At 74.7% G+C, this 24922-nt stretch carries 13 protein-coding genes; 5 read left to right on the top strand and 8 right to left on the bottom strand.

Features of this window, described 5'->3' with window-relative positions; genetic code table 11:
• The first annotated feature begins 64 nt into the window (after nt 1-64).
• On the top strand, nt 65-1264 hold the full coding sequence (locus tag CRYAR_RS28340) for a cytochrome P450 family protein (protein ID WP_211247681.1): 1200 nt from the start codon (nt 65-67) through the stop codon (nt 1262-1264).
• Nucleotides 1265-1332: 68 nt separating this feature from the next.
• Here the strand turns inward: CRYAR_RS28340 and CRYAR_RS28335 are convergent, their stop codons facing one another.
• Genes CRYAR_RS28335 through CRYAR_RS28320 form a run of 4 tightly spaced genes read right to left on the bottom strand, consistent with a single transcriptional unit; the run spans nt 1333 to nt 16162 of the window.
• Nucleotides 1333-2832, bottom strand: coding sequence for a serine hydrolase domain-containing protein (locus tag CRYAR_RS28335; RefSeq protein ID WP_035856418.1), 1500 nt, complete (start codon nt 2830-2832; stop codon nt 1333-1335).
• A 12-nt stretch (nt 2833-2844) separates the two neighbouring features.
• Nucleotides 2845-3717, bottom strand: a complete 873-nt coding sequence (locus CRYAR_RS28330) for a TauD/TfdA dioxygenase family protein (protein WP_035856417.1) — start codon at nt 3715-3717, stop codon at nt 2845-2847.
• A 2-nt stretch (nt 3718-3719) separates the two neighbouring features.
• Nucleotides 3720-12392 (bottom strand): non-ribosomal peptide synthetase, encoded by an 8673-nt coding sequence (locus tag CRYAR_RS28325; RefSeq protein ID WP_035856416.1) that lies wholly within the window; start codon nt 12390-12392, stop codon nt 3720-3722.
• Nucleotides 12389-16162, bottom strand: a complete 3774-nt coding sequence (locus tag CRYAR_RS28320; protein WP_211247680.1) for a non-ribosomal peptide synthetase — start codon at nt 16160-16162, stop codon at nt 12389-12391. Before CRYAR_RS28320 ends, CRYAR_RS28325 begins: the two co-directional genes overlap by 4 nt.
• A gap of 219 nt (nt 16163-16381) precedes the next feature.
• Between CRYAR_RS28320 and CRYAR_RS28315 the strand changes: the two genes are divergently transcribed.
• Nucleotides 16382-17581 (top strand): glycosyltransferase, encoded by a 1200-nt coding sequence (locus CRYAR_RS28315; RefSeq protein WP_035856415.1) that lies wholly within the window; start codon nt 16382-16384, stop codon nt 17579-17581.
• A 3-nt stretch (nt 17582-17584) separates the two neighbouring features.
• Here CRYAR_RS28315 and CRYAR_RS28310 read toward each other — a convergent pair whose 3' ends face one another.
• Nucleotides 17585-19612, bottom strand: a complete 2028-nt coding sequence (locus tag CRYAR_RS28310) for an alpha/beta hydrolase (protein ID WP_035856414.1) — start codon at nt 19610-19612, stop codon at nt 17585-17587.
• A 111-nt stretch (nt 19613-19723) separates the two neighbouring features.
• Here CRYAR_RS28310 and CRYAR_RS28305 point away from each other — a divergent pair, with 111 nt between their 5' ends.
• Together CRYAR_RS28305 and CRYAR_RS28300 are read left to right on the top strand one after the other, a co-directional pair.
• Nucleotides 19724-20890 carry a sensor histidine kinase gene (locus tag CRYAR_RS28305; protein WP_157018133.1) on the top strand — a complete coding sequence of 389 codons (1167 nt, stop codon included), beginning with the start codon at nt 19724-19726 and terminating at the stop codon, nt 20888-20890.
• Complete coding sequence (locus tag CRYAR_RS28300) at nt 20887-21597, top strand: response regulator (protein ID WP_245620518.1); 711 nt, start codon at nt 20887-20889, stop codon at nt 21595-21597. Before CRYAR_RS28305 ends, CRYAR_RS28300 begins: the two co-directional genes overlap by 4 nt.
• On the opposite strand, the gene CRYAR_RS28295 is transcribed toward CRYAR_RS28300, so the two are convergent.
• Nucleotides 21565-22074 carry a MarR family winged helix-turn-helix transcriptional regulator gene (locus CRYAR_RS28295; RefSeq protein WP_051571051.1) on the bottom strand — a complete coding sequence of 170 codons (510 nt, stop codon included), beginning with the start codon at nt 22072-22074 and terminating at the stop codon, nt 21565-21567. The two genes, CRYAR_RS28300 and CRYAR_RS28295, sit on opposite strands and share 33 nt — an antisense overlap.
• 75 nt (nt 22075-22149) lie before the next feature.
• Here CRYAR_RS28295 and CRYAR_RS28290 point away from each other — a divergent pair, with 75 nt between their 5' ends.
• Nucleotides 22150-23334, top strand: coding sequence for an FAD-dependent monooxygenase (locus CRYAR_RS28290; protein ID WP_035867298.1), 1185 nt, complete (start codon nt 22150-22152; stop codon nt 23332-23334).
• Nucleotides 23335-23458: 124 nt separating this feature from the next.
• Here CRYAR_RS28290 and CRYAR_RS28285 read toward each other — a convergent pair whose 3' ends face one another.
• A complete protein-coding gene (locus CRYAR_RS28285) occupies nt 23459-24259 on the bottom strand; it encodes an SAM-dependent methyltransferase (protein WP_035856412.1) in 801 nt (266 codons plus the stop codon).
• A 215-nt stretch (nt 24260-24474) separates the two neighbouring features.
• Complete coding sequence (locus tag CRYAR_RS28280; RefSeq protein WP_035856411.1) at nt 24475-24837, bottom strand: DUF4267 domain-containing protein; 363 nt, start codon at nt 24835-24837, stop codon at nt 24475-24477.
• Nucleotides 24838-24922 lie beyond the last annotated feature (85 nt).

Here is a 24922-nt window from a genome sequence, read left to right as displayed (position 1 = left end):
GTCGAGCGCCCCGAATCACTGACAAAATGGCCGTATGTCTCACTCGTCGTCGGTAGAGCCCGTAGTGGACTTACGCGACCCGGTCGTCCTCGGTGATCCGATGCGCGGCTACGACCGGATCCTTGCGGAGTCCCCGGTCTGCTGGGCCCGGCTGCCGAGCGGCGAAGAGGGCTGGCTGATCACCCGGAACGCCGACGTGCGTGCCGTTCTCGCCGACCCGGCCGTGCGCAACGACCCGACGGGGCTGCCCGGGCACGGCGCGCGGACGCAGGAACAGGCCTTTCTCGACCTGGGTACCGCGCGGGAACACCTGCCGTACATGCGCGCGAGCCTGCTCAGCCTGGACGGGGCCGACCACGCGCGGCTGCGTCACGGCATCCGCGACGCGTTCACCACGGCCCGGGTCAGCGAGCGGCGTCCGCGGGTGGAGCAGATCGTCGCTCGGTTGCTCGACCGGCTCGACGCGTCCGGGGAACCGGTGAACCTGCTCGACGAGTTCGCCTACCCGCTGGCCACCGCCGTGGTGTGCGAGCTGGTCGGCGTGCCCGAGGCCGACTGGACGGACTGGTGGCGCTGGGGGAAGGTGCTGGTCGGCGAGGACCCGGCCCGGATCACGCCCACGCTGGGCGAGATGTTCGCCTACTGCCACGCCCTGGTCGACCGGCGCCGGGCCGAGCCGGCCGACGACGTGCTCAGCCGGATCCTCGCCCAGGACGGCACGACCGACGTCGACGCGGTGGCGCTCGTCGTGTTCCTCGTGCTCGCCGGGCACGAGACCATGGCGCACATGCTCTCCAACGGCGCGCTCGCCCTCATGCGCGACGACGAGCAGCGGGAACTGCTGCGTGCCGAGCCCGACCTCTGGCCGGCCGCCGTGCGTGAGCTGGTGCGTACCGACGGCCCGGTACAGCTCGCCCGCCTGCGTTACGCCGCCGAGGACCTCGTGGTCGGCGGTGTCCGGATCCGCGCGGGCGACCCGATCCAGGTGGTGCTCGGCGCGGCCAACCGCGACCCGGCGCGCTTCGCCCACCCCCATCACCTCGACGTGCGGTGGCAGCACGAGCACGGGCTGCGCGAGGGCGGCGTCGGGTTCGGCTGGGGGCCGCACTACTGCCTCGGGGTCGCGCTCGCGAAGCTGGAGGCCGAGGTCGCCCTCCGCGGCCTGTTCGACCGCTTCCCCGGGATGCACCCGGTGGGCGAGCCGGCCTGGGTCCCGCTGCCCCGCGGCCGGCACCGGGTCAGCCTGGACGTGCGGCTCCACTGAGCCACCGGCCGCCCAGCCGCCGGCCGCCCAGCGGGGGCAGCGGCCTACCGCCCAGCGGGGGCAGCGGCCTACCGGGGGCGCGCGAACGCGTCGACCGGCATCGTCACCTCGGCGCTCGACGCACCGCACTCGAGCATCCACAGTGCCGCCGCGGGCCCGAGGCTCCGGCCCAGCGCGCGGAGCGCCTCCGGGTCGGGGGAGACGGCCTGGGCCTGCCCGAGCCCGAGCCGGAACGCGCCGGGGTCCCAGCCGCCGGGCTCGGCGTGGCCGAGGCCGCACGCCCCGCCGGTCATCGCGGCCAGCGTCGCTTCCGGCAGCGGATCGGCCACGGCCATCAGACCGTGGGTGCGTTCCCCGACGAGCAGCCCCATCCACCGGGAGGCGTCGGGGGTGGGCCGCGGCCCGGTCCAGCCCGGCCCGGCGTCGCCCGCCGGGAGCCGTCCCGGGACCCCGGTGGCGGCCCAGCGGCCGGCCCACTCGACGGCCAGCCCGGGAGCGCTCCGGGTGGCCGGGTTGTGGAACCGGGCCATGTCCCACCGGTTGCCGACCGCCACCGCGGCGACGTCGCGGTGCGGCCAGACCCGCGCCTCCCACCAGAACCCGTACGGGAACGCGGCCGTGTGCCCCCACCAGTGGTCCTCGCCCAGCGCCGGGTCGGCGATCTCGATCGTCAGACCGGAGAACGACCGGACGCCGTTCGGGCTCGGCCGACGCACCCGCGGGGTCACCATCGCCTCCAGCGAACCCGGTTTGACCAGCCCGGCGGCGCCCCGGGCGGTACGCAGCAGCGACTGCAGCAGGCGCCCGGCGTCGGCGGCGCTGGTGTGCAGGCCGACGCCGGGATAGGCCGCGGTGCGGAACGGCGGGCTCGGCACGCACCAGTCGCCGAACGCCATGTAGCCGGTCGCCGTGGCGCCGGTCCGGTCCGGTGCACCGGTCGCCCAGGGGTCGCGCGTGCCGTCGTCCACGGTCGTGGCGGTCATGCCGGTCGCGGCGAACACCTGTTTGTGCACCCGGGCGCCGTACGGTTCGCCGGTCAGGTGCTCGACCGCGCCGCCGAGCACCCCGACGCCGAGACTGGAGTACGAGTAGGGGCCGGGCGTCGTCACCAGCGGCAACGCCCGGTCGTACTCGGCCGAGGTCCCGGCCTCGTGCCGTCGCCGGACGTACTCCAGGATCCCTTCCGCCGGCGACGCCGGTGCCGTGGCCGTGACGATGTCGCTGTAGTAGCCGCCCTGGTGGGAGGCGAGCATCGCCGCGGTGACCGGCGCCGGGTCCGGCCCGCGCAGCCCGGTGGGGAGCACCTGGTCGATCGGCGTGTCCAGGCCGACGACACCCTCCTCGACCAGTTGCAGGAACGCCAGGCCGGTGACCGGCTTGGTGAGCGAGCCGCCCGGAGCGAGCGTCCCGGCGGTCATCGGGGTGGCCGACCGCAGGTCCGCGAACCCGGTCGCGGCCGTGCGCAGCTCGGTGCTCGTCGCCACCGCGACCGCGACCCCGGGGGTGCCGGTGGCCGCGGCCAGCCGGGGCAGGACGCGCTCCAGCGCCCCCATCACGTCGTCGAGCATGGTTCTCCTCGTTCAGCCCTTGAGCGGGCCGCCGTTGATCGCGATCCGGCGGCCGTAGCGGGTGAAGGGGTAGTAGTCGTACGTCGCGTGGTGCTGGACGCAGCGGTTGTCCCAGAACACCAGCGTGTTCGGCTCCCAGCGCACCCGGCAGGCCAGCATCGGCCGGTTCGGGACGAGCGCGAACAGCAGGTCGAGCACCGCCCGGCTCTCGTCGGCCGAGAGCTGGGGGATGTGCGAGGTGTAGGCCGGGTTGACGTAGAGCAGCGGCCGGTCGGTCTCCGGGTGACGCACCACCAGCGGGTGCTCGCTCGACGGGGGCTCGTAGCCGGGCGGGATCGTGGTGCCGCGGAAGGCCAGCGCCCCGTCGTGCACCGCGGTGAGCCCGGCCAGCAGCTCCTTCATCGGCGGCGACAGCATGTCGTAGGCCAGGTGCATGTTCGCGAACAGCGTGTCGCCGCCGTTGCCCGGCTCGGGCATCCGGGTGATGTGCAGCATCGAGCCGAGCGACGGCTCGGCGTCCGCGGTGCCGTCGGCGTGCCAGCCGTTGCCGAAGACGGTCGCGGCCTCGGCCGAGGTCGCGACCTCCAGGACGTAGGGATCGCCGTGCTCGGGCGGCGGGTTCACCGGGCGCAGCTCACCGAAGTGCGCGGCCAGCCGCCGGTGGTCCTCGGGGGTGACGTCCTGGTCGCGGAAGACCAGCACGTGGTGGTCGAGGAAGGCCGTCTTGAGCTCGGTGAGCTCGTCGTCGGTCAGTTCCCGGGTCAGGTCGAGACCGGTGACCTCGGCCCCGATCACCGGGGTGAGGCCCCGCAGCGTGAACGTCCGGTGGTCGCGTGCGGGCCGGGTGGTGATCCGCCTGACGGCGTCGAGCTCGTACTGCTCCATGCTCATCCTTCCGGGGTGGGGTCGAACGCTCGGGCCACGGTGGTGACGTGGGGCGCGCGCACGATGCCGTAATGGGTCGTGGGCAGTTCGTGCCAGGAACTCGGCTCTCCCAGCCGGTCCCGCCAGCCGTCGCGGTCGGCGACCGGCAGGCCGGGTTCGGGTTCGACGGCCAGCCAGACGTGGCTCGGCGTCGAGGTCAGACGCGGCAGCACGTGCCCGGTCATGCTGTCGAGGTTGGCCCGGCACGCCCGCGCGAGCCGCCCGGCGTACTCGCCGGCGACGCCACCGGACGCGCCCAGCTCCCGGGCGAACAACGCCTCGAGCTGCGCGTCGCTGTAGTCGGCGGCGCCCGCCCCGGGCGGCGGCGGATCGAGGAGGTGCACCGCGCGCACCGGCTGGCCGGTCGCCTCGGCGTCGGCGGCCATCCCGGCCACCACCCAGGCCCCGAACGACCACCCGGCCAGCTGCCAGGTGCGTTCCGGGAACCGCGCCCGCAGCGCCGCGTAGTACCGGCGGGCCCGTTCGGCCACCGGCCAGCCCGGGGGCTCCGGCCGGTTCAGCGCGGGGTCGGCGATCACGCAGACACCGAGCGCGGGGTCGAGCGCGGCGACGAGCGCCCGGTACGCGTGGACGTCACCGCCGATCGGGTGGACGAGACAGACCGCCTCCCGGCCCGTCCCGTCCCGCCACATCTGCACCACGACCTCGTCGGTGTCGACGTCGGTCTCCAGCTGCGCCAGCAACGACTCCATCGTGACGTCGGGGCCGAGCGAGGCGGGGTCGAGGTCGACGCCGAACAGACGCTTCACCGCCTCGACCAGCTCCAGCAGCAGCAGCGAGTCGGCGCCCAGGTCGTAGAGCGGCACGTCCGGCTCGAGCTCGGCGACGCCCAGCAACGCACGCACCTCGTCGATCAGCTCGGTCCCGGTGGTGCGTACCGGCTCGACCGGGCCCGGAGCGGTGTCGCGTTCGTGGAACTCCCGGGCACGTTCGAGCCCGGTCGTCGCGACCAGTACCTGGGGCAGCCCGGACCCCAGCGCGCGGACGAAGGTCCGCCGCCCCTCCTCGTCGCTCAGGCCGACGGCCAGGTGGGCCTGGTGGCGGGCGTCGGTCTCCAGCGCCGTCACCGCCATCCCGGTCTCCCGCCAGACGTCCCACCCGATCGCGAGCCTGGCCGTCGGACCGGGGCGGTGGGCGAGCGCGTCGAGGAAGCCGGCGGCCGCGGCGTAGTCCAGCTGGCCGACGCCGCCGAACTGGGCCGACAGCGACGAGCAGTAGACGACGAACGCGGGCCGGTGCCGTTCGGCGAGCCGCTCCACCAGCAGCGCTCCGGCGAGCTTGGCCGACTGTGCGCCGCTGCCGCGGGTCGCGATCAGCGCCCCGTCGGGGGTCCCGGCCGCGTGCACGATCCCGGCCAGGGGCGCGCCGACGCGCGACTCCACCTCCTCGGCCGTGACCGTGGTGAGGTCGGCGGCGAGCAGGTCGACGCGGTCCGCCCAGCGCTCGAGCGCCCGGGGCCGGTGCGGGTCGCGGGCGAGCAGCACGACCCGGTCGGCGCCCGCGGCCAGCAGCGTCTCCGCGACCGCGGTGCCGATCCCGCCGGTGCCGCCGAGGACGAGGTGCACACCCTCGACCGCGACCGGCTCCCCGGCGCCGACCGGCGCGCTGCCCGGCGTCCACCAGAACCCGTCGCGCAGGGCGACGCGCGGCGGCGGCACCGGGCCGGTGAGCAGGTCGGCGAGGACGTCCAGCTCCGGGCCGGGCAGGTCGACCCAGTGGCCGCGCAGCCCGCTCTCCTGCGGGCCGGTGGCGCTCGCCCCGGCCAGCAGACCGGCCTCGGGGCGGGTGACGGCGGTCGTCGCGGGCGCGGCGCCGGCCGAGATCCACCAAGTCGTGACCGGCCGGCCGGCCGCGGCCAGCAGCAGCGCGGCCGGCGTGTCCAGGCAGGCCCGGGCCGCCCGGGCCAGCGAGCGCTCGTCGACCGGGCCGGTGATGCCGAGCGGCAGGGTGTGCAGCCAGTCGATCCCGGTGCCGGGCACCGCGTCGAGCACGGCGTCGAGCACCCGGCGCAGCGACGCCGGGTCGGCCGGGTCGGCGTCGAAGGTGTCGGGGCCGGTCCGGGCGAAGCCGGTGGCCGGGCGGACCCGCACCACCCGCGGGTAGGCGGCGTCGAGCGACGGCGCGGTCAGCGGGCCCTCGCCGCAGAGCACGAGGGTGCGGCCGGTACGCCCGGCGGTCGTCGCCCGGCGCAGGCGGACCCAGGTGGGCTGGTGCAGCCACTCGCTCTCCGGACGCCTGGCCACCGCTCCCGCGCGCGGGAAGTCGTAGTCGCGCACGGCGAACGCGGGCGGCGGGAAGTCCCACGGCGCCGGGCCCGAGGTCCGCCCCCAGTCCACTGTGTCCCCGGCCAGCCAGGCGGCGGCCGGCTCGACCGGCCGCGGCTCCGCCCCCGCCGCGGAGGTCCCGCGCGAGGCCCCCGCCGCGGAGGTCCCGCGCGGCTCCGCCCCCGCCGCGGGGGCCTCGCGCGGCTCGGCGTCGCGCAGCCAGGCGATCGCCGCGGTGACGTCCGCGCACGTCGCGGCCGCACGCCAGCGGCCGGCCGGACGCCCCGACTGCAGGTGCCGCAGAACGTCGGGATAGGACTCCGGAGACCGGGTGAGGTACTCCGCGATCCTCCCGGCGTCGGTGCGCAGCGCCTCCGGGCTGCTCGCGGAGAGCACCAGGCACGGCACGGGACCGCCGGAGCCGGCGGGTTCCGGGCGGACCGACTCCACCACCGCGTGGACGTTCGTGCCGCCGATACCGAAGCTGCTCACCCCCGCCACCCGGTGTTCGGCCGACCACCGCTCGGCCCGCGTCGCCACCCGGAACGGCCCGAGGTCGAGCACCGGGTTCGGCGCCCGGAAGTCGACCGTCGGCGGCAGCACCCCGTGGTGGACGGCGAGCGTCGCGCGGATCAGCCCCACCACGCCGGCCGCCGCACCCAGGTGACCGAGCTGGCTCTTCACCGAGGAGAGCACGCAGTCGGCGGCGTCGGGCATCGCCTCGCGCAGCGCCGCGACCTCGATCGGGTCGCCGAGGCGCGTCCCGGTGCCGTGCGTCTCGACGTACCCGACGTCGGCGCCGGTGCGCCCGGCCCGCCGCAGCGCCGCGCCGATCGCCGCCCGCTGCCCGGCGGGGGAGGGCGCGCTGAAGCCCTGTTTCACCGCGCCGTCATTCGTCAGCGCCGAGCCGGTGAGCACCGCGTACACCGTGTCGCCGTCGCGCCGGGCCGCGCGCAGCGGCTTCAACACCACCACGCCGACGCCGCTCGCGCCCACCGTGCCGTCGGCGTCGTCGCTGAACGGGCGGCAGTGCCCGTCGGGGGAGAAGATGTGCCCGGGCCGGTACCGGTACCCCGCGGCCAGCGTGACGTCGACGAGGACCCCGCCGGCCAGCATCACGTCGGCCTCGCCGGCACGCAGCATCGCGGCGGCCTGGTGGACGGCGACGAGCGAGCTCGAGCAGGCCGTCTGGGTCGTCAGCGCCGGGCCGGTCAGGTCGAGGTGGTACGCGACCTTCGTGGCGAGGAAGTCCTTCTCGTGGTGCAGCGCGAGCTGGAACGCGTCCGGCAGCGCGGCGGGGTCGCCCTCGCGCAGCATCTGCTGGAAGTACGTGTCCTCGCCGCCGCCCGCGACGATCCCCACCCGGCCGTCCCGCGCGACACCGGCGTGCGCGAGCGCCTCCACGCTCGCCATCAGCAGCTGGCGTTGCTGGGGGTCCATCAGGGCCGCGTCGCGGTGGCTGATGCCGAAGTGCTCCGGGTCGAACGCGAGCGGTCGCTCCAGCAGGCTGCGCGCGCCGACGAGTCCGTCGGCGGCCGGGAAGTCCTCGATGCCCCGGCGGCCCTCCCGGACCAGCTCCCAGAACGCCGCCAGGTCGGGCGCGCCCGGCAACCGCACCGCCATGCCGACGACCGCCACCGGCTCGTCGGCCGGGACGACGCCCTCAGCCGCGACGACGCCCTCAGCCGCGACGACGTCCTCGGACGCGGTGTCGGACGCCGGTGCCGTCTCGCCACCGGACAGGTGCCGGGTCAGGTCCCGGAGCGTGACGTGCTCGAACAGGTCGGCCGCGGTGAACCGGTACCCCGCCTCGGCGCAGCGCAGGTGGAAGCGGATCAGCGACAGGCTGGTGGCGCCGGCGGCGAAGAACGTCTCGTCGGGACCGATCGCCACACCGGTCACCTCCTCGAACAGCGCCGCCAGCTCACCCGCCGGCCGCGAGGCCCCGTCTCCGGCCCCGCGGTGCAGATCCCGCCCGGGCGTACGGAACGCCGCGTCCCGGTCGAGCTTCCCGCTCGGGGTGCGCGGCAGGGCGTCGACGACCCGGAAGCGGTCGACCCGCGCGTGCGGCGGCAGCAGCGACGCGAGGTGCCCGGTCAGCGCGGCCGCGTCCGGTGTGCGCCGGCACTCGACGACCGCGACCAGCCGGTCGTCCTCGGCCCCGACGACCGCGTTGACGACGTCGGGATGGCGCAGCAGCGCGGCCTCGACCTGCCCCAGCTCCAGGCGGTACCCGCTGAGCTTGACCTGCCGATCGGCCCGCCCGTCGAAGTGCAGCAGCCCGTCGCGGTCGAAGTGCGCGAGGTCGCCGGTGCGGTAGTACAGCTCGGGCCGCTCCACGAACTTCTCGTCCACCGGTTCGCCGAGGTAGCACCGGTTGGCCGGCAGGCCACCGACGAGCAGCTCACCCACCTGCCCCGGCGGCAGCGGCGCTCCGGCGGCGTCGGCGACGCGCAGCAGGGTGTTCGCGACCGGACGGCCGATCGCCGGGCGTTCGGGCCACCGGGCCGGGTCGCCGTCGAGGGTCAGCGTGCTCACGACGTGGGTCTCGGTCGGGCCGTAGTGGTTGTGCAGCCGCGCCCCGGGTAGCCCGGCGAACCAGCGCCGGATCGCCGGCGTGCAGACCAGCTGCTCACCGGCGGTGACGACGTCACGCAGCCGGGACGGGAAGCGGCCGAGCCGGACGCCGTGCTCGGCCAGCAGCTGCAGCGCGACGTAGGGCAGGAAGATCCGTTCGATCCCGGCGGTCTCGAGCTGGTCGAGAAGCGCCGGGACGTCGTGCCTCCACTCCGGCCGGACCAGGTGCAGGTGTCCGCCGCGCAGCGTCGTGATGATCTCCTGGAACGACACGTCGAACGACAGCATCGAGAACTGCTGGGTCACCGCGGGCGGGGCGTCCTGCCACTGGATCAGGTTCGCCAGCGTGCGCTCCGGGACACGCACCCCCTTGGGCGTCCCGGTCGAGCCGGAGGTGAACAGCGTGTAGAGCGGTCGCCCGGCGTGCCGGAGCGGAACGTCGGGCACCGGCGAGTCGGTGAGCGTGACGAACCGCCGCTCGACGCCGGTGTCGATCGTGTCGAACGCGTCCGCGTCCCCGGGCGCGAGCAGCACGCACCGGGGGCGGACCTGGCCGAGCACGTCACGCAGCAACGCGGGTGGGTAGCCGGGGTCGAGCGGGACCGCGGTGACGTTGAGGCGCGCGAGCGCGAGCAGCGCGACGACGTGCTCGGCCGACGGGCGGAAGTACAGCGCGATGTCGGTGGCGTCGTCGGGGAGCACCGCGGCGAGCCGGGCCGCGTGCGCGTCGAGCTCGGCGTAGGTCAGCGTGGTGTCGCCGGTCAGCGCCGGGGCGTCCGGCGTCCGTGCGACCTGATCCGCGAAACCCTCCGCCACGGTGGCCGGGCCCAGCTCGGCCACCGGACCGCGCCCGTGGTCGGGCAGGCTCCGGCGGTACGGGCCGGCCAGCTCCGCCGGGGTCCGTCCGGCGCCGTCGACGCTGCGGGCGAAGAGGTCGCCGAGCGCCTCGATCTCGGCCGTGGTGAAGTGGCCGTCGCCGTACTCCCAGAGGCAGCGGTAGCCGTCGGGTTCCTCGACGACCGACAGCGTGAGCGGACACTTGGCCTCGGCCGGCTCGACCCACTGCGGGGTGACCGCGCAGCCCGGCAGGCGCAGCGCGCCGAAGTCGGTGTTCTCCAGCACGAACAGGTAGTCGAACGCCGCCCGCTGCGGATCGAGGTCGGCGAACGCGACGTCCTGGTGGTCGAGCGCCACCCCGGCGGCCTCGCCGATCCGACGCAGCTGGTGGTCGAGGTCCTCGTCCGGCTCCACCGACAGCGGCAGCCGCACGGTGTTGGCGAACATGCCGACGGCGTCCTCGAACGCCCGCACCGGCCGGTTGACCACGGGCGCGGCGATCCGGGGCCGGGTCCGGCCGGTCACCGCCCAGAGGCTCGACGCGAACACGCCGAGCAGGAGCTGGAAGTGGGTCAGGCCGAGCGCGCGTGCCCACCCGTCGACCCGCTCCCGCGAGATCCGGGTGGTCAGCAGACGTCCGGCGAGCGAGCCGCCGCCGGTCACCACCGGGTCGTCGGCGGGTACGTCCAGCCGTGCGTGGGCGTCACGCAGGGCCCGGTAGCCGGGGGAGGCGAACCACCGGGACTGCCAGTCGGCGAAGTCGAGCGGCGTGTGGGTGTCCGGGCGCGTGGGCGCTCCGGACAGCTCACGCAGGAGGACGGTCAGCGACCAGCCGTCGACCGCGATGTGGTGCAGGCAGAGCAGGAGCGTGCTCGACCCGTCGGCCTCCCGGCGCCGGGCCGCGCGCAGCATCCGGGGCGAGGCCAGGTCGAACGGCGCGGTGAAGAAACGGTCGTCCGGTTCGGTCCACGGGTCGTAGGGCGCCCGCACCACCTGCCGGAGCCCGTCCGGAGTCGCCACGAACGCCGTGCGCAGCGCCGGGTGGCGTTCGACCAGCCCGCGGACGCCGCGGCGCAGCGCTTCGACGTCGAGCTCGCCGGTGACGCGGAACGCGAGCGGCACGGCGTAGGCGGTGGAGGCCGGGCTCCGCTGCTGGAGCAGCCACAGCCGCTGCTGCTCGCTGGTGGCCGGCGCCGTCGTCCCGGTCGTCGGCGCGGCGGGTACCGGGTAGAGGGTCGCGGAACCCTCGGCGACCGCGCGGGCCAGGTCGGCGAACGTGCCGCGCTGCACCGCCGACGGCGGCAGCTCGGCCCCCCAGCGCTCGCGGAGCGCGAACCGCAGGCGCAGTGCCTTGAGCGAGTCGCCGCCGGACCGCAGCCAGGTGTCGCCCGGCCGGACGTCGTCCACACCGAGGATCTCTTCGACGACCGCGAAGACCTCGCGTTCGGCGTCCGTCGGCGCGGCCCCGTCCGACGCCGGTCGCCACGCCGGCACCCCGGCGGCCAGCAACGCGGCCTCGTCCACCTTCCCGTTGGCGTTGCGGGGCAGGTCGTCGACCCGGAACACGTGGTGCGGCCGCATGAAGGCCGGCACGGACGCGTCCAGGTGCGCCTCGAACTCGTCGGCGGTCAGGCCGGGGGCCACCAGGAACGCGTGCAGCTCGGCGGCGGCGCCGGGACGCACGGCCACGTGGGCCCGCCGGATCCGCGGGTGGACGAGCAGCCGCTGCTCCAGCTCACCGGGTTCGATCCGGAAGCCGCGCACCTTCACCTGCCGGTCGGTCCGGCCGACGTAGGCGAACCGGCCGTCGGGCAGCACGCGGACCAGGTCCCCGGTGCGGTAGTGCCGCGTCCGGCCCTGGTCGAGCCAGGGCAGCCGGACGAATCGCTGCGCGGTCTCGGCGGGCCGGCCGCGGTAGCCGGCGGCGAGCCCGGAGCCGGACAGGTACAGCTCGCCGACCTCACCCTCGGCGGCCACCCGGTCGTCGGGCGTCACCGCGACCGCACCGGTGCCGGGCAGCGGACGCCCGATCGGCACCACGTCGTCGTCGAAGTTGCGGGGGATCGGGTAGCTCAGGGCGAACGTCGTCGTCTCGGTGGGCCCGTACCCGTTCTGCAGCCGGGTCGGCGCGTCGGGGTTGGCCCGGTACCACCGGCGTACCGCCGCGGCGTTGAGCTGCTCCCCGCCGATGAGGACCCGCCCCACCGTGGCGAAGCTGTCGGGGACGGCCTCCGCGACCGCGTTGAACAGCGTCGCGGTGACGAACATCGTGTCGACGCGCTCGCGCACCAGCGCGTCGGCGAACGCCCGGGGGTCACCGACGGTGTCGTCGTCGAGGACGACGCAGGTGCCGCCGGTCAGCAGCGGCGTCCAGACCTCGAAGCTGATCGCGTCGAACGCGGGGTTGGCCAGGCACGCGAAGCGGCGGCCGGGAACGAGCCAGCCGGGTTCGGCGAGCCGGAGAACGCCCGCGTCGCCGACCTCGACGCCCTTGGGCCGCCCGGTCGTGCCGGAGGTGTAGAAGAGGAACGACGACGCCGCGGGTTCGGCCGGTGGCCCGGCGGCGGCCGGCCCGGCCAGGAGCTCGGCCGGGGTCAGCGGCGGCAGGTCCGGTAGCCCGTCGTGGACGACCGCGGCCGCGCGCGCGTCCTCGAGGATGACGTCGCGGCGGGCGGGTGGGCTCTGCCGGTCCAGCGGCACGACCTGGCCGCCCAGCCGCAGCACCCCCAGCATGACCTGCACCAGCTCGGCCGAGCGGCCCAGCCCGACGGCGACCGCGTCGCCCGGCCGGACACCCCGGCGGGAGAGGGAAGCCGCCACCGACGCGGCGCCGGCGTCGAGCTGGGCGTAGGTGAGCCGGCGGTCGTTGTCGGACACCGCGAGCGCGTCGGGGTGCCGCCGGGCCCGGTCGTGGACGCGACGCGCGATCGAGCTCATCGGACACCGCACTCGGCCGTGACGATCTCGGCGACGCGGGGCAGCGCGTCGCTCTCGAGCATGTCCCAGTGCCCGCACTCGGCCGGAACCACGACAAATTCGCCACGGGCCCGGCGACGCCAGAACTCGTCGGTGCCGGCGACGGTGTCCTCGCCGACGGCCTGCACGAAGATCACCCGCGCCGTCGACTCGCCCGGATCGTGGTCGCGCGCGGTCAGCCGGTTGTGGTTGTACGTGCGGTGGTAGCGCTCGATCTGCGCGTCGTCGATGCCCGGGTACATACCGTTGAACCGCACCAGCTTCGCGCGGAACTCGGCCGCGGACACCGGCTCGATCGCGCCCCGGTCCTCGGTGCCGACGGTGTCGAGCAGGACGACGGTGACCCGCGGGTGGGTCGCGGCCAGCCGCCGGCCCATCTCGTACGCGACCAGGCCGCCGTAGGACAGGCCGCAGAGGACCAGCGTCTCGTCCGGCCGCGGCCCGACCAGACGCAGGTACTCCTCGGCCATCGCCTCGACGCTCGGCAGCGGCTCCTCGTCCGGGTTGAGCCCGGGGGACTGGATCCCGACGACGCCGGCGTCCGCGGGCAGCGCGGCGCTGAGCGGCAGGTAGCAGAACGCGGTGCCACCGGCCGGGTGGACGCAGACCACGCGGGCGTGCCCGGCGCCCCGCCGGAACTCGATCAGGCTGCCGGCGGCCGGAGGGCTGTCCGCACGCACCAGCGCGGCCTGCGCCTCGATCGTCGGGTGCACGATGACGTCCCGGATCGGCAGCTCCCGGCCGAACGCCGTGCCGATGCCGTGGGCCAGCTTGATCGCCGAGATCGACGTGCCCCCGACGTCGAAGAAGTCGTCGGAGACGCCGATCGCGGGGTGCAGCAGCACGCTCTGCCAGATCCGCAGCAGCGTGAGCTCGACGTGGTCGCGCGGGGCCGCGGTGTTGACGACCGCGGACGCGTTCGCCCGCGCGTGCGTCAGCACCGCGTCGCGGTCGAGCTTGCCGCTGCGGTTGAGCGGCAGCCGGTCGAACTCGGCGAACACCGACGGGATCATGTGGTCGGGCAGCCGGTCGGCGAGCGCCGCGCGCCACTCGTGCGGGGTCCGCCCGCCGCCTCCGGCCACCCCGGCGACGAGCCGGGGCTCACCCTCGCGGTCCACCAGCACGGCCGCCTCCCGGACCCCGGGGACGGCCAGCAGCGCGGCGGTCACCTCGCCGGGCTCGATCCGGAACCCGCGCAGCTTGATCTGGTCGTCGCGGCGGCCGACGTACTCCGCGTCGCCCCCGGACCGCCACCGGGCGAGGTCGCCGGTGCGGTACATGCGCTCGCCCGGCACGAACGGATCGGGGACGAACCGCTCGGCGGTCAGGTCCGGCCGGTGCAGGTAGCCGCGGGCCAGGCAGTCGCCGGCCAGGAAGACCTCACCCGCCACGCCCGGCGGCACCGGGCGCTGCCGTTCGTCGAGCAGGTACATCCGGGAGCCGGGCAGCGGGCGCCCGATCGGTGCCGGACGGTCGTGCGGCCGCGGGTCGACGTACGCGCTGGCGTAGAGCGTGGCCTCGGTCGGGCCGTAGCCGAAGCAGATCCGCAGACCGGGCAGGGCCGCGGCGAACCGGGCCAGCGCGGCCTCCGCGAGCGGCTCGACGCCGGTGAGGACCTGCCGGAGCGCGAGGCCGGCCACCCGGCCGGGGTCCTCGTCGATCCACCGCACGTACGCCGGCGGCAGGAACGCCTGCACGACGCGGTGTTCGGCCAGCCAGGCCAGGAACGCGGCCGGGTCGGCCCGGATCGCCTCCGGCACCACGTGCAGGACGGCCCCGGTCGTCAGCGGGAGCAGCAGTTCGTGCACCGACGCGTCGAAACCGATGCTCGACCAGGCCGAGGTCGCCTCGCCCGGCGTCGCGCCGAAGCGGTCGAGCCACTGGTCGAACAGCGCGAGGACGCTGCCGTGGGTGACCGCCACCCCCTTCGGCCGCCCGGTCGACCCGGACGTGTAGATCACGTACGCCGTCTCCCCGGGCCCGGTCGCCACCGGGACGCGGGTCTCGTCGCCCTCGTCCGCCAGCGCCGCGATCGAGCCCGGGGCGTCGCTCAGCACCAGCAGCGGACGCGCGTCCTCGAGCATCGCCGCCCGCCGCCCCGGCGGCTGGGCCGGGTCGAGCGGGAGCCAGGCCGCTCCGGCCTTCACCACCCCCAGCACGCCGACGACCAGCTCCACCGTCCGCCCGCAGTGCAGCGCGACGACCTCGCCGGGCCCGGCTCCGCGCGCCCGCAGCGCGTTGGCCAGCCGGGTGGAGCGGCGGTCCAGCTCGTCGTAGGAGAGGGTCCGGCCGTCGCAGACGAGCGCCGGGGCGTGCGGGGTGGCGTCGGCGCAGGCGGTGAAGCGGTCGACGAGCCCGCCGGGGCGCGGGTTCGCGCGCGGGCCAGTGCTCCAGCCGGTGAGGATCTCGCGGCGCTCGGCGTCGTCGAGCAGGTCGTAGCCGGCGACGTCGTCGTCGGGGCGTGCGCTCAGCTGTTCGAGCAGGCGGACGAGGTAGGTGCCGTAGCGCTCCGCGGTGGCCCGGTCGAAGAGCGCGACCGAGTAGTCGAGGTGCCCGGAGACACCACCGGGCTCGTCGGCGAGGTTCAGCGACAGGTCGAACTTCGCCGGCGCGAACTCGACGTCGTGCGGCTCGACCAGGACGTCCGGAAGTTCGAGCAGGTCGTGGAGGGTGGGCACCCAGGCGAACATGGTCTGGAACAGCGGGTTGTAGGCCGGGCTCCTGGGCGGGTTCACCAGTTCGACGACCCGCTCGAACGGCAGGCCGGCGTGGTCGAGCGCGCCACGCAGCGCCGCGCGGACCTGCTTGAGCAGGACGGCGCCGGTCTGGGACCCGGCCACGTCGGCGCGCACGGCCAGCGTGTTGACGAAGAAGCCGATCGTGTCGGGGAACTCGTCGCGGCCGCCCTGGCTCGTCGTCGGCACGCCGACCGCGACGTCGGTCTGCCCGGACAGCCGGGACAGCAGCAGGAACCACCCGGCCAGGATCGTGGAGTAGAGCGTGGCGCCGTGCTCGCGGGCCACCGCGCGCAGCGCCTCGGTGAGCGTCGCCCCCAGCGTCACCGGCACCCGGCCGCCGGAGTGGTCGCGCCGGGCCGGGCGGGGCCGGTCGGCGGGCAGGTCGAGCACGCCGGCGACGCCCTCGAGCCGGTCCCGCCAGTACGCCTCGTGCGGTGCGGGCCCGGTGCCCGCGAGCCAGGCCCGCTGGGCCCCGGCGTAGTCCCGGTAGGGGCGGGTCACCGGCAGCGCCGGCCCGTCGCCGCGCACCTGGGCGGCGTAGAGCGCGCCGAGCTCACGCAGCAGCAACGAGCGGGACCAGCCGTCGAACACGATGTGGTGGACGGTGATCAGCAGGAGGTGGCGCTCGCCGTCGACGAGCAGGCGGGCCCGGGCCAGCGGGGCGCGGGTGGGATCGAACGGCTCCAGCGGCTCCTCCCGCCGGATCCGCTCCCGTTCGGCCGGCTGCCCGGTCGTGTCGGTGACGACGAGCGGGAATCCGTGCCCCGGGGCCTCGACGATCTGCACCGGGTGGCCGTCCTCGACCGCGAACCGGGTACGCAGGGTCTCGTGGCGGTCGGCGAGCGCGCCGAACGCCCGGCGCAGCGCCCCGACGTCGAGCGGGCCGCGCAGGGTGAACGCCATCGTCTCGTTGTAGGCCGGTCCGGCGCCGTCGAGCTGGGAGAGGGTCCAGAGGCGTTGCTGACCGGACGACAGGGGAGCGGACACCGGCATCGGGGCGACCTTTCCGAGCGGGGAGACGCGCACTGCTACCGCGTTGCGAGCCGGTACCGCGTCGTGCCGTCGCAGCCGAGGTCGGGCGAATTCTCTGTCGATTGTGGAAGTTAGCACCATCGGTGGGCTCTGCGATCCACAAGAGAGGAAAAATTCCACAAAGGAGGTACTTCGAAGGGCATCCTGGGACAGGGACGCCGACACGGAAGAGGTCGCCGGATGCGGGTTCTCTTGGCCACGTACGGGACACGCGGTGACGTCGACCCGCTGGTGGCCCTCGCCCTCCGGCTGCGGACGCTCGGCGTGGACGTGCGGCTGTGCGTCCCGCCGGACGAGGAGTTCACCGACCGGCTGGCCGGCCTCGGGCTGCCGTCCGTGCCGCTCGGGCCCCCGATCCGGGTGCTGACGAGCGGCGTCCCGCCCTCGGCGGCGACGCTGGCCCGGTACCGGGCCGAGCTGCTCGACGCCCAGTTCGCCGGCCTGCCCGCGGCGGCCGCGGGGTGCGACGCGCTGCTGGCGGTCGGCCTGGCCCAGGTCGGCGCCCGCTCGGTGGCCGAGGCCGCGGGGATCCCGTACGTGTACGCGACCTGGGCCGCGGTCAACCTGCCCTCGCCGCACCACGCGCCGCCACCCCGTCCGGGCTGGCCGGAGCCGGAGCCGGCCGACCACCGGACGCGCTGGGCCCGCGACGCCGACCAGGTGAACGCGCAGTTCCGGGCGGCGTTGAACACGCGGCGGGCGGCGCTGGGCCTCGCGCCGGTGAGCGACGTACGCGACCACGTCCAGACCGATCGGCCCTGGCTGGCGGCCGACCCCGCGCTCGGGCCCTGGCGCGCGGCCCCCGGCCTCGACGTGGTGCAGACCGGAGCGTGGACGCGGCCGGACGACCGCCCGCTCCCGCCCGCGGTCACGGCCTTCCTGGATGCCGGTGACCCGCCGGTGTACGTGGGCTTCGGCAGCGCCGGCCCGGCGCCGGGCCTCGCCGACCGGGCCGTCGAGGCGGTCCGGGCCGAGGGGAGGCGCGTCCTGGTCTGCCGGGGCTGGGCGGACCTGGACCCGGCCGGCTGTTTCGTCGTCGGCGAGGTCAACCACGAGCGGCTGTTCGCCCGGGTGGCGGCGGTGGTGCACCACGGCGGGGCCGGGACGGTGCGGACCGCCGCGCGGGCAGGCACGCCGCAGGTGGCGGTCCCGATGCCGGTGGGCGACAACCCCTACTGGGCCGGACGGGTGGCCGCGCTGGGCCTCGGGGCCGCCGTCGACGGTCCGGCTGCGACGACCGGATCCCTGCGGGCCGCGGTCGCGTCGGCGCTCACCGCCGGGGTCCGTGCGCGGGCGGCGGCCGTCCGCGCCCGGATCCGCACCGACGGAGCCCAGGTCGCCGCCGTACTCCTGCGCGACCTGGTCTCCGCCGGTGCCTGATGGTCACGCGGGTTCGGCGGCCGCGGTCTCGGGGGCGGTTTCGGGGGTGGCGGTCTCCGGGGCCGGGTCCGTGCGCTCGGGCTTCCGGAATCCCTCGAACAGCTGCAGAGCCAGATTCGCCCCGGCCGCGGCACCGACCACCGCGGTGAGCGTCGAGCCGATGCCGGTGAGCGCGAGCAGGCCGAGAAGGGCCCCCGCCGCGGCACCGCCGATCGCGGCCCCGGTGCCGGTCCGGCGCGCCCGCGCCGGCCGCTCCGGGTGGATCCACGCCAGCGCGACGCCGAGACCGATGCTCAGGGCCAGTGACGGCACGATCACCCGGCCGCTGAACAGCGGCGTCTGCGGCGCGACGCTCCAGACCAGCAGCGCCGCCGCGCACAGGCCGCCGATGCCGAGGGGAATCGGTGCCAGGACACGCAGCCAGATCCCGGTCCGGCGTCCGATGCCACCGCGGCGGCGGACACGCAGCGCCAGGGCGCCGAGCACGGCCAGCCCGATCAGCAGCCCGCCCACCGTGCCGCCGGCCAGGAGCTTCGCGATGGTCGGCATGCTCACCGCCGCGGGCGTGAAGTCGACCGGACGGGTGTCGAACTTCGAGTCGTCGACGACGCCGGTGTCGTAGAACGTCGTGAGCAGGTGCTTGCCGGCCTCGGGGCGGTGCTCGTAGAAGTCCCCGGTGTGGCCGAGTTCGGGCAGGATCACCTGCTTGCCCTTCGAGAGCGTCGGCAGCAGCTCCTCGGCGGCCAGCTGGGCCGGGGTGGAAAAGTCGACGGTGCCGCTGACCAGCAGCGTCTCGGTCGCGCTGGGGCGCGGCGTGCGGTACTCGGCGTTGTCCGGGCTGTCCGGCCAGACGGTGGCGACCCCCTCGGGGCCGCCCCAGAGGAACTCCGCGCCGCCGTTGCCGAGGATCGAGCCCGGGTCACCGCCGGCGGCGTAGTAGGCCTTGGCCGTGGGTGCGTCGAGCATGGCGAACGAGGCGAACTCGCCCCACACGATGCCTTCCGGCAGCAGGACATCGCCGAGGGCCGACATGGCCCAGAGGCCGCTCGGGTCACCGTCCGCGCTGCTCAGGAACGCGTCGATGATGTTGGGGGCGGTCTGTGGCGCGGCGCCCGGCCCGTTGTGGTGCATGCCGTACATCCCGGCGACGCGCACGTTGCCGTCCTTGATGCGCAGCGGCCCCCACCGGGAGGGGAGGTCACCGGCGGTCGTCCGCATCGTGGCCGCGAGATCGTCGGTGCGCGCGGAACAGCCGCGGTCGGCGGCGCACAGCCGGCTGTACTGGGCGAACTGCGAGTCGGTGATCGTCGGGTCCCAGACCATGTGGCCCGGCGGGTTCACCGACACCATCGCCGAGCGCAACAGCGAGGCGGGGTACCGCCACGAGTAGACCATCGCGGTCCGGGTGCCCGCGCTGGAGCTGAGCAGGTCGATCCGCGGGTAGCTCAGGGCTTTCCGGGCCGCCTCCATGTCCTCGACCCGCTGGACGACCGAGTACGCGGTGAGATCGACGCCGTCCTTGGTGAGCCGCTCGGCGCAGGCCCGGAAAGCCGTCCTGGTCCGGAGCTGGGTCTCGGTGCCGATCAGGTCGTCCGAGGTCTGCAGGGTGCCGGCCACCTCCGGGCAGTCCAGCCGTCGCGACCCGTCGACGCCGCGGTACCCCACCAGCACCAGGTCGTGACTCTCGGTGAGTCGACTGGCCTGGGGGAACGTCATGTTCGAGCCGCCGGGGCCACCGGCGAGGCGGAAGATCGGCTCACGCGGTGCGGAACCGGTGGCCCGGATCCGGACCACCGGCAGCGCGATCAGCTCGGAGTCGGGGTCGTCGCGGGTCTCCGGCACCACGAGCGTTCCGCACTCGGCCTGCACCGTCCCGTCCTCGGTGTCGTACTCGCAGTCCTTCATCGACAGGGAACCGGCGCGTGCGCCCTCGGGAACCTCCAGCTGGGAGGAGGGCCATAACGCCAGACCACCGAGACACAGCAGGATCAGCCCGCTGACGGCGACCGCGATGGTCTTTTTTATCGTCATGCTGCGAACCGTACGAATTCGCCCGCTACGCCACCTCCCCCACGTGTGGGATGCGGTGGCGTCGGCGAACGGCAATGATCGCGAAGGCACGTCGTCGTCGAAGGAAGCGTGTTGAGCACCCCCGCCCAGGTCCACCGTCGTCTCGCCCACATGTCGCTGCTGATCGCGGCGGTCTGCGCGGTCATCGACGTGCTGGTCTACCTCGGGCAGTCCGACACGGCCGTTACCTGGGCCTGGGTCGCGGTGATGGTCGCGATCGTGGTCGCCGATCTCGCGCTGGTGACCCCGGTGCGCTTGTCGCTCGCGGTCGTGCTGGCCGCCGTCGTCGTCGACGCCGGGGGCGCCGCGCTGCTGGGCGGTCCGGAGTCGCTCAGCCTCAACGAGGCCGGCCTGCTGGTGGCGTCGTACCGGGCCGGAGCGTGGTTGCACGGGCGGCAGGCGGGTGCGGCGCTCGTCGTGGTGATCGCCGGCCTGGTGCTCGCCCACGCCACGCGCGGCATCCCGCTGGACTGGACCGTGTCCGTCACCGCGGTGAAGTTCGGCCTGGTCACCTGGCTGGTGGGCCGGTACACCACGGCCTGGCGCGGCTACCTCGACGAGCTGCGCCAGCGCGCCGAGAACCAGGAGCGCGACGAGCGGGCGGCGGTCGAGCGAGCCGTCGCGGCCGACCGCAGCGCGATCGCCCGCGACCTCCACGACGTCATCACGCACCACGTCAGCGCGATAAGCGTGCACGCCGGCGCGGCCCGGTTGCGCCTCACCGGCCCCGGCACCGACCCGGTGGCGCTCGCGTCGCTGCGCTCGGTGGAGGAGACCAGCCGGTCCGCGCTCGGTGATCTCCGGCACATGCTCGACGTCCTGCACGGCCAGGCCACCCCGGTGGAGGACCGGCCCGGTCTGGCCCGCGTCGACGACCTGCTGCGCGGCTTCCGCAGCGCGGACATCGAGGTCCGGCTGCACGTCACCGGCCCGCCGCTCGACCTACCCGAACCGCTCGACATCGCTCTGTACCGCATCAGCCAGGAGATGCTCACCAACGCTCTGCGTCACGGCACCGGTGGGCCGGTCGACCTGTCGGTGCGGCGCGGCGAGGGCACGGTGGAGGTGGAGGCCGTCAACCCGTACGACCCGGACGGCAGCGACGTCGGCGGCGGTCGCGGGCTGGCCGGGATCACCAACCGGGCCCAGGTCTTCGGCGGGCGGGTCCGTACCGGGCCCCGGCCGGACGGGCGGACCTGGAGCACCCACGTCTCGTTCGATCTGGAGAAGCCCGCGTGAGCACGACCCCGATCACCGTGTTGCTCGCCGACGACCACGCGGTGTTCCGCGCCGGTCTGCGGGCGATCCTCGACACCCAGGACGACATCGCCTGCCTCGCGGAGACCTCCGACGGTGACGAAGCGGTCGAGCAGACCCTCCGGTTACGCCCCGACGTCGCGGTGCTCGACGTGCGCATGCCCCGCCGCGACGGGCTGGGGGCGGCCCGGACGATCCTCGCGGCCCCCGGCAACCGCACCAAGGTCGTGGTGCTGACGACCCACGACACCGACGACTACGTACGCGACGCGCTCACCGCGGGGGCCAGCGGGTTCCTGCTCAAGTCGCTGCCGCCGGAGGAGCTCATCACCGCGGTCCGGATCGCCGCCCGGGGTGACGCGCTCATCGACCCGTCGATCGTCCGCCGCCACCTGGCCCGCTTCGCCGACACGCTGGCCCCGCCGTCACCGCCCGACGACATCACCCGCTTGACCGCGCGGGAACGCGAGGTGCTGCAGCTGCTCTCGCAGGCCCTGAGCAACCCGGAGATCGCGCGCCAGCTGCACGTCGGCGAGGAGACCGTGAAGACGCACGTCTCCAGCATCCTGCGCAAGCTCGGGCTGCGTGACCGCACCCACGCGGTGGCCTACGCCCACCTCACCGGGTTCGCCACCGCGGCACCGCGCCCCGGCCGCTCAGGTGGGCCGTCCCGCTTCTCGATGCCGTAGGCGTTCGTTGGCCGCGGCGCTCGCCTCCCCGAGGCGGGTGACGAACGCGGTGATCCGGCGCAGGTCGTCGAGGCCGGTGTCCTGCAGCACCTCGGCGACCTCCACCCCGGCCACCGCGAGGAACCGGCGGACCTGCTCGCGGGCCTCCGGCTCGGGCCGGAGCGTGACCCGGCGCCGGTCGGCGTGCTCCCGGCTGCGACGGATGTGCCCGGCGGTCTCCAGCCGGTTCAGCAGCACGGTGGTGGCGCCCGAGGTCATGCCGATCTGGCGGGACAGGTCGGCCGGTGACAGCGGGCGGTCCTCCTCGGCGGCCCAGACGATGTGGCTGAGCGCGGTCGCGTCCGAGCCCGGCAGGTTCATCCAGGCCGCCAGGTGCTGGTTCAGCTCGGTGAACCGGACCGCCCAGTCACGCAGCCCCTGGATCGCGGCGGTGTGCTCCGGCGCCCACCGCACCGCGAGCGGGTCGACTCTCGCCATGCGCCACCCTTCACTCTGAAGTAGCTTCACTGTAAAGCCCAGCTGGTCCCCGATCAGAAGGAAGTGAAGCAGGTCATGAGCTCACGACGTGCCGTGGTGTCCGGAGCCAGCATCGCCGGGCTCTCCGCCGCCTACTGGCTCGCGCGCACCGGCTGGGAGGTCACCGTGATCGAACGCGCACCGTCCTTCCGCGACGGCGGCCAGAACGTCGACGTCCGCGGCGTCGCCCGTGACGTCCTCGGCCGGATGGGTCTGTTCGACGCGGTCAAGGCGCAGAACACGACCGAGACCGGGACCGTCCTGGTCGACGCGGAGGGGGCGGTGCGGGCCGAGTTGCCGTCCGACGGCCCGGACGGGGCCACCGCCGAGCTCGAAGTGCTGCGGGGCGACTTCGCCCGCACGATCCTCGACCGGCTGCCCGAGGGGGTGTCGCTCGGCTACGGCGAGACCATCGAGGACGTGGACGACGGCCCGGACGGGGTCACGCTGACCCTGTCGTCCGGGCGTTCGCTCCGGGCCGACCTGCTCGTCGTCGCCGAGGGGGTGCGGTCGGCCACCCGCGACCGGATCTTCGGCGAGGCGGTCGACCGGCGGGAACTCGGCATCACGATGGTGTTCGGCACGATCCCGCGCACCCCGTCCGACGACGACCGCTGGCGCTGGTACACCACGGTCGGCGGGCGCCAGATCCACCTCCGGCCCGACAACCACGGCACCACCCGCGCGATCCTCTCCTACGCGCGCGGCGAGGACCTGACCGCGCTCGACCGGGCCGACGCCCTCGCGCGGGTCCGAGTCCGGTACGCCGACGCCGGCTGGGAGGCCGAGCGGGTCCTGGACGCGTTCGACACCTCCGACGACGTCTACCTCGACCACCTCACCCAGATCCGGATGAGCACCTGGCACCGCGGCCGGGTCGTCCTGGCCGGCGACGCCGGCTGGTGCGTCACCCCGATCGGAGGCGGGGGAGCGTCACTAGCGCTCACCAGCGGCTACGTCCTCGCCGCCTACCTCGCAGCGGAACCCGACGACCTCCCCGCGGCGCTGACCCGTTACGAGGAGTGGATGCGCCCGCTCGTCGACGACGTGCAGAAGCTGCCGCCGGGGATCGAGCACTTCGCCTACCCGCAGACCCGCCTCGGCCTGGCCGCCCGCGAACTGTTCGACTCGGTGCTCACCTCGAAGCTCTTCGCGCCGCTCGCGGCGAAGCTCACCCAGGTCGCCGACACCGACCGGTCCCTCCCGGAGCTCCCGGCCTAGGTGTACCCGGCCGGGAGGCGCTCGTGCCGTGCGTCCGGTCCGGCGTCTCCGACGCCGACGCCGCGGCGGCGCTGGGCATCGCCGAGCCCGGCGTCCGCTCGCGGGTGAGCCGGGCCACCAGCTGTCAGTGCTTCCGCCCGATTCCGCAGTAGACCGCGAGCTCGGTCTCGTCGTCGCCGGGGGCGGGCCGCCAGCGGGGGTTCGAGACGACGCCGGGCTCGACCAGTTCGAGACCGTCGAAGAACGCGGTGATCTGCGCCGGGGTGCGCAGGTGGTAGTCCCACCCCTCGCTCTTGGCGGTCTCGATCGCCCCGTCGTTCAGCGGCGTCGTGATGCTGTCGTTGATCGCGAGGTAGCTGCCGCTGGGCAGCGCGTCGACGATCGTGCGCACGATCCCGGCCGGGTCGGCCTCGTCGGGCACGTGGCCGAGGATGCCGATCATCATGACCGCGATCGGTTGGGTGAAGTCGAGCGTGGCCCGGGCCGCGCGCAGGATCTTGTCCGGCTCCCGGATGTCGGCGTCGACGTAGTCGGTGGCTCCGTGCGGGCTACCGGTGAGCAGCGCCCGGGCGTGGACCAGCACCAGCGGGTCGTTGTCGACGTAGACGATCCGCGACTCCGGCGCGATGCGCTGTGCGACCTCGTGCGTGTTGTCGGCGGTCGGCAGGCCGGTGCCGAGGTCGAGGAACTGGCGGACACCGGCCTCGCCGGCCAGGTACTCGACCGCGCGCGCGAGGAACCGCCGGCCGGCCCGGGCGAAGTCGACGATCTCCGGGAGCTCGCTGATCACCGAATCGGCGGCGTTGCGGTCCGCGGCGAAGTTGTCCTTGCCGTCGAGCAGGTAGTTCCAGATCCGCGCGCTGTGCGGCCGGTCGGTCTTCAGCCGCCCCTGCAAATCGGAACCGGATCCGGAACCACTCGTCATCGATCCGCCTTCCGCTGAGCATGGAGCTCGGTGCTCGCATCAGGAGCGTAGTGCGCGCCGCGTTCATCCGGAGTCCCGGATGCAGAAGGTCACTCAGCGCGTTCCGGCCGCCGGCACGGCGCCGTAGTCGGCGCGCATCCGCTGCCGGGAGACCGTGTGCGCCGGAACCTCCAGCCCGGCGACCGGCCGGAGGTACGGCCGCTGGTCGTCCCGGGTCAGGCCGCGAACAGCAGGGCTGCGCTGATCAGCACCACGACCGCGGTGGCGAAGTGGACCCCGAACGCGGTGGCTTTCGTGCCGCCGGACCGCAGCACGATCACGGTGTCGCCGAACGGGATGATCGCGGCGGCGAGCATGAACCAGCCCGCCGCGGTGGTCCCGGCGAACGCGAGCAGGGCCAGCCCGATGACGCCCAGGCTGAAGTCGCGCACGCCCTTCACGGTGAGGAAGGCGCTGTAGCCGGACGGCACGCCGTACCCCGCCGCGGCCGCCTCCGGCTGCAGCAGGAACCGGCCCCCGATCAAGAGGATGAACAGGTCGAGAACGGCGGCCAGGGAATACGCGACGGTCGTCAGCATGGGGGTGCTCCTCAAGAATCTAGCGTTGCTAGCGAATGGATGAACGCTAACACTAGCGGCGCTAGAACGCCAAGCGACGCTAGAA

It is taken from the genome of Cryptosporangium arvum DSM 44712, from assembly GCF_000585375.1.
GTDB lineage: Bacteria > Actinomycetota > Actinomycetes > Mycobacteriales > Cryptosporangiaceae > Cryptosporangium > Cryptosporangium arvum.
This window is presented reverse-complemented; position numbering and strand designations above follow the sequence as displayed.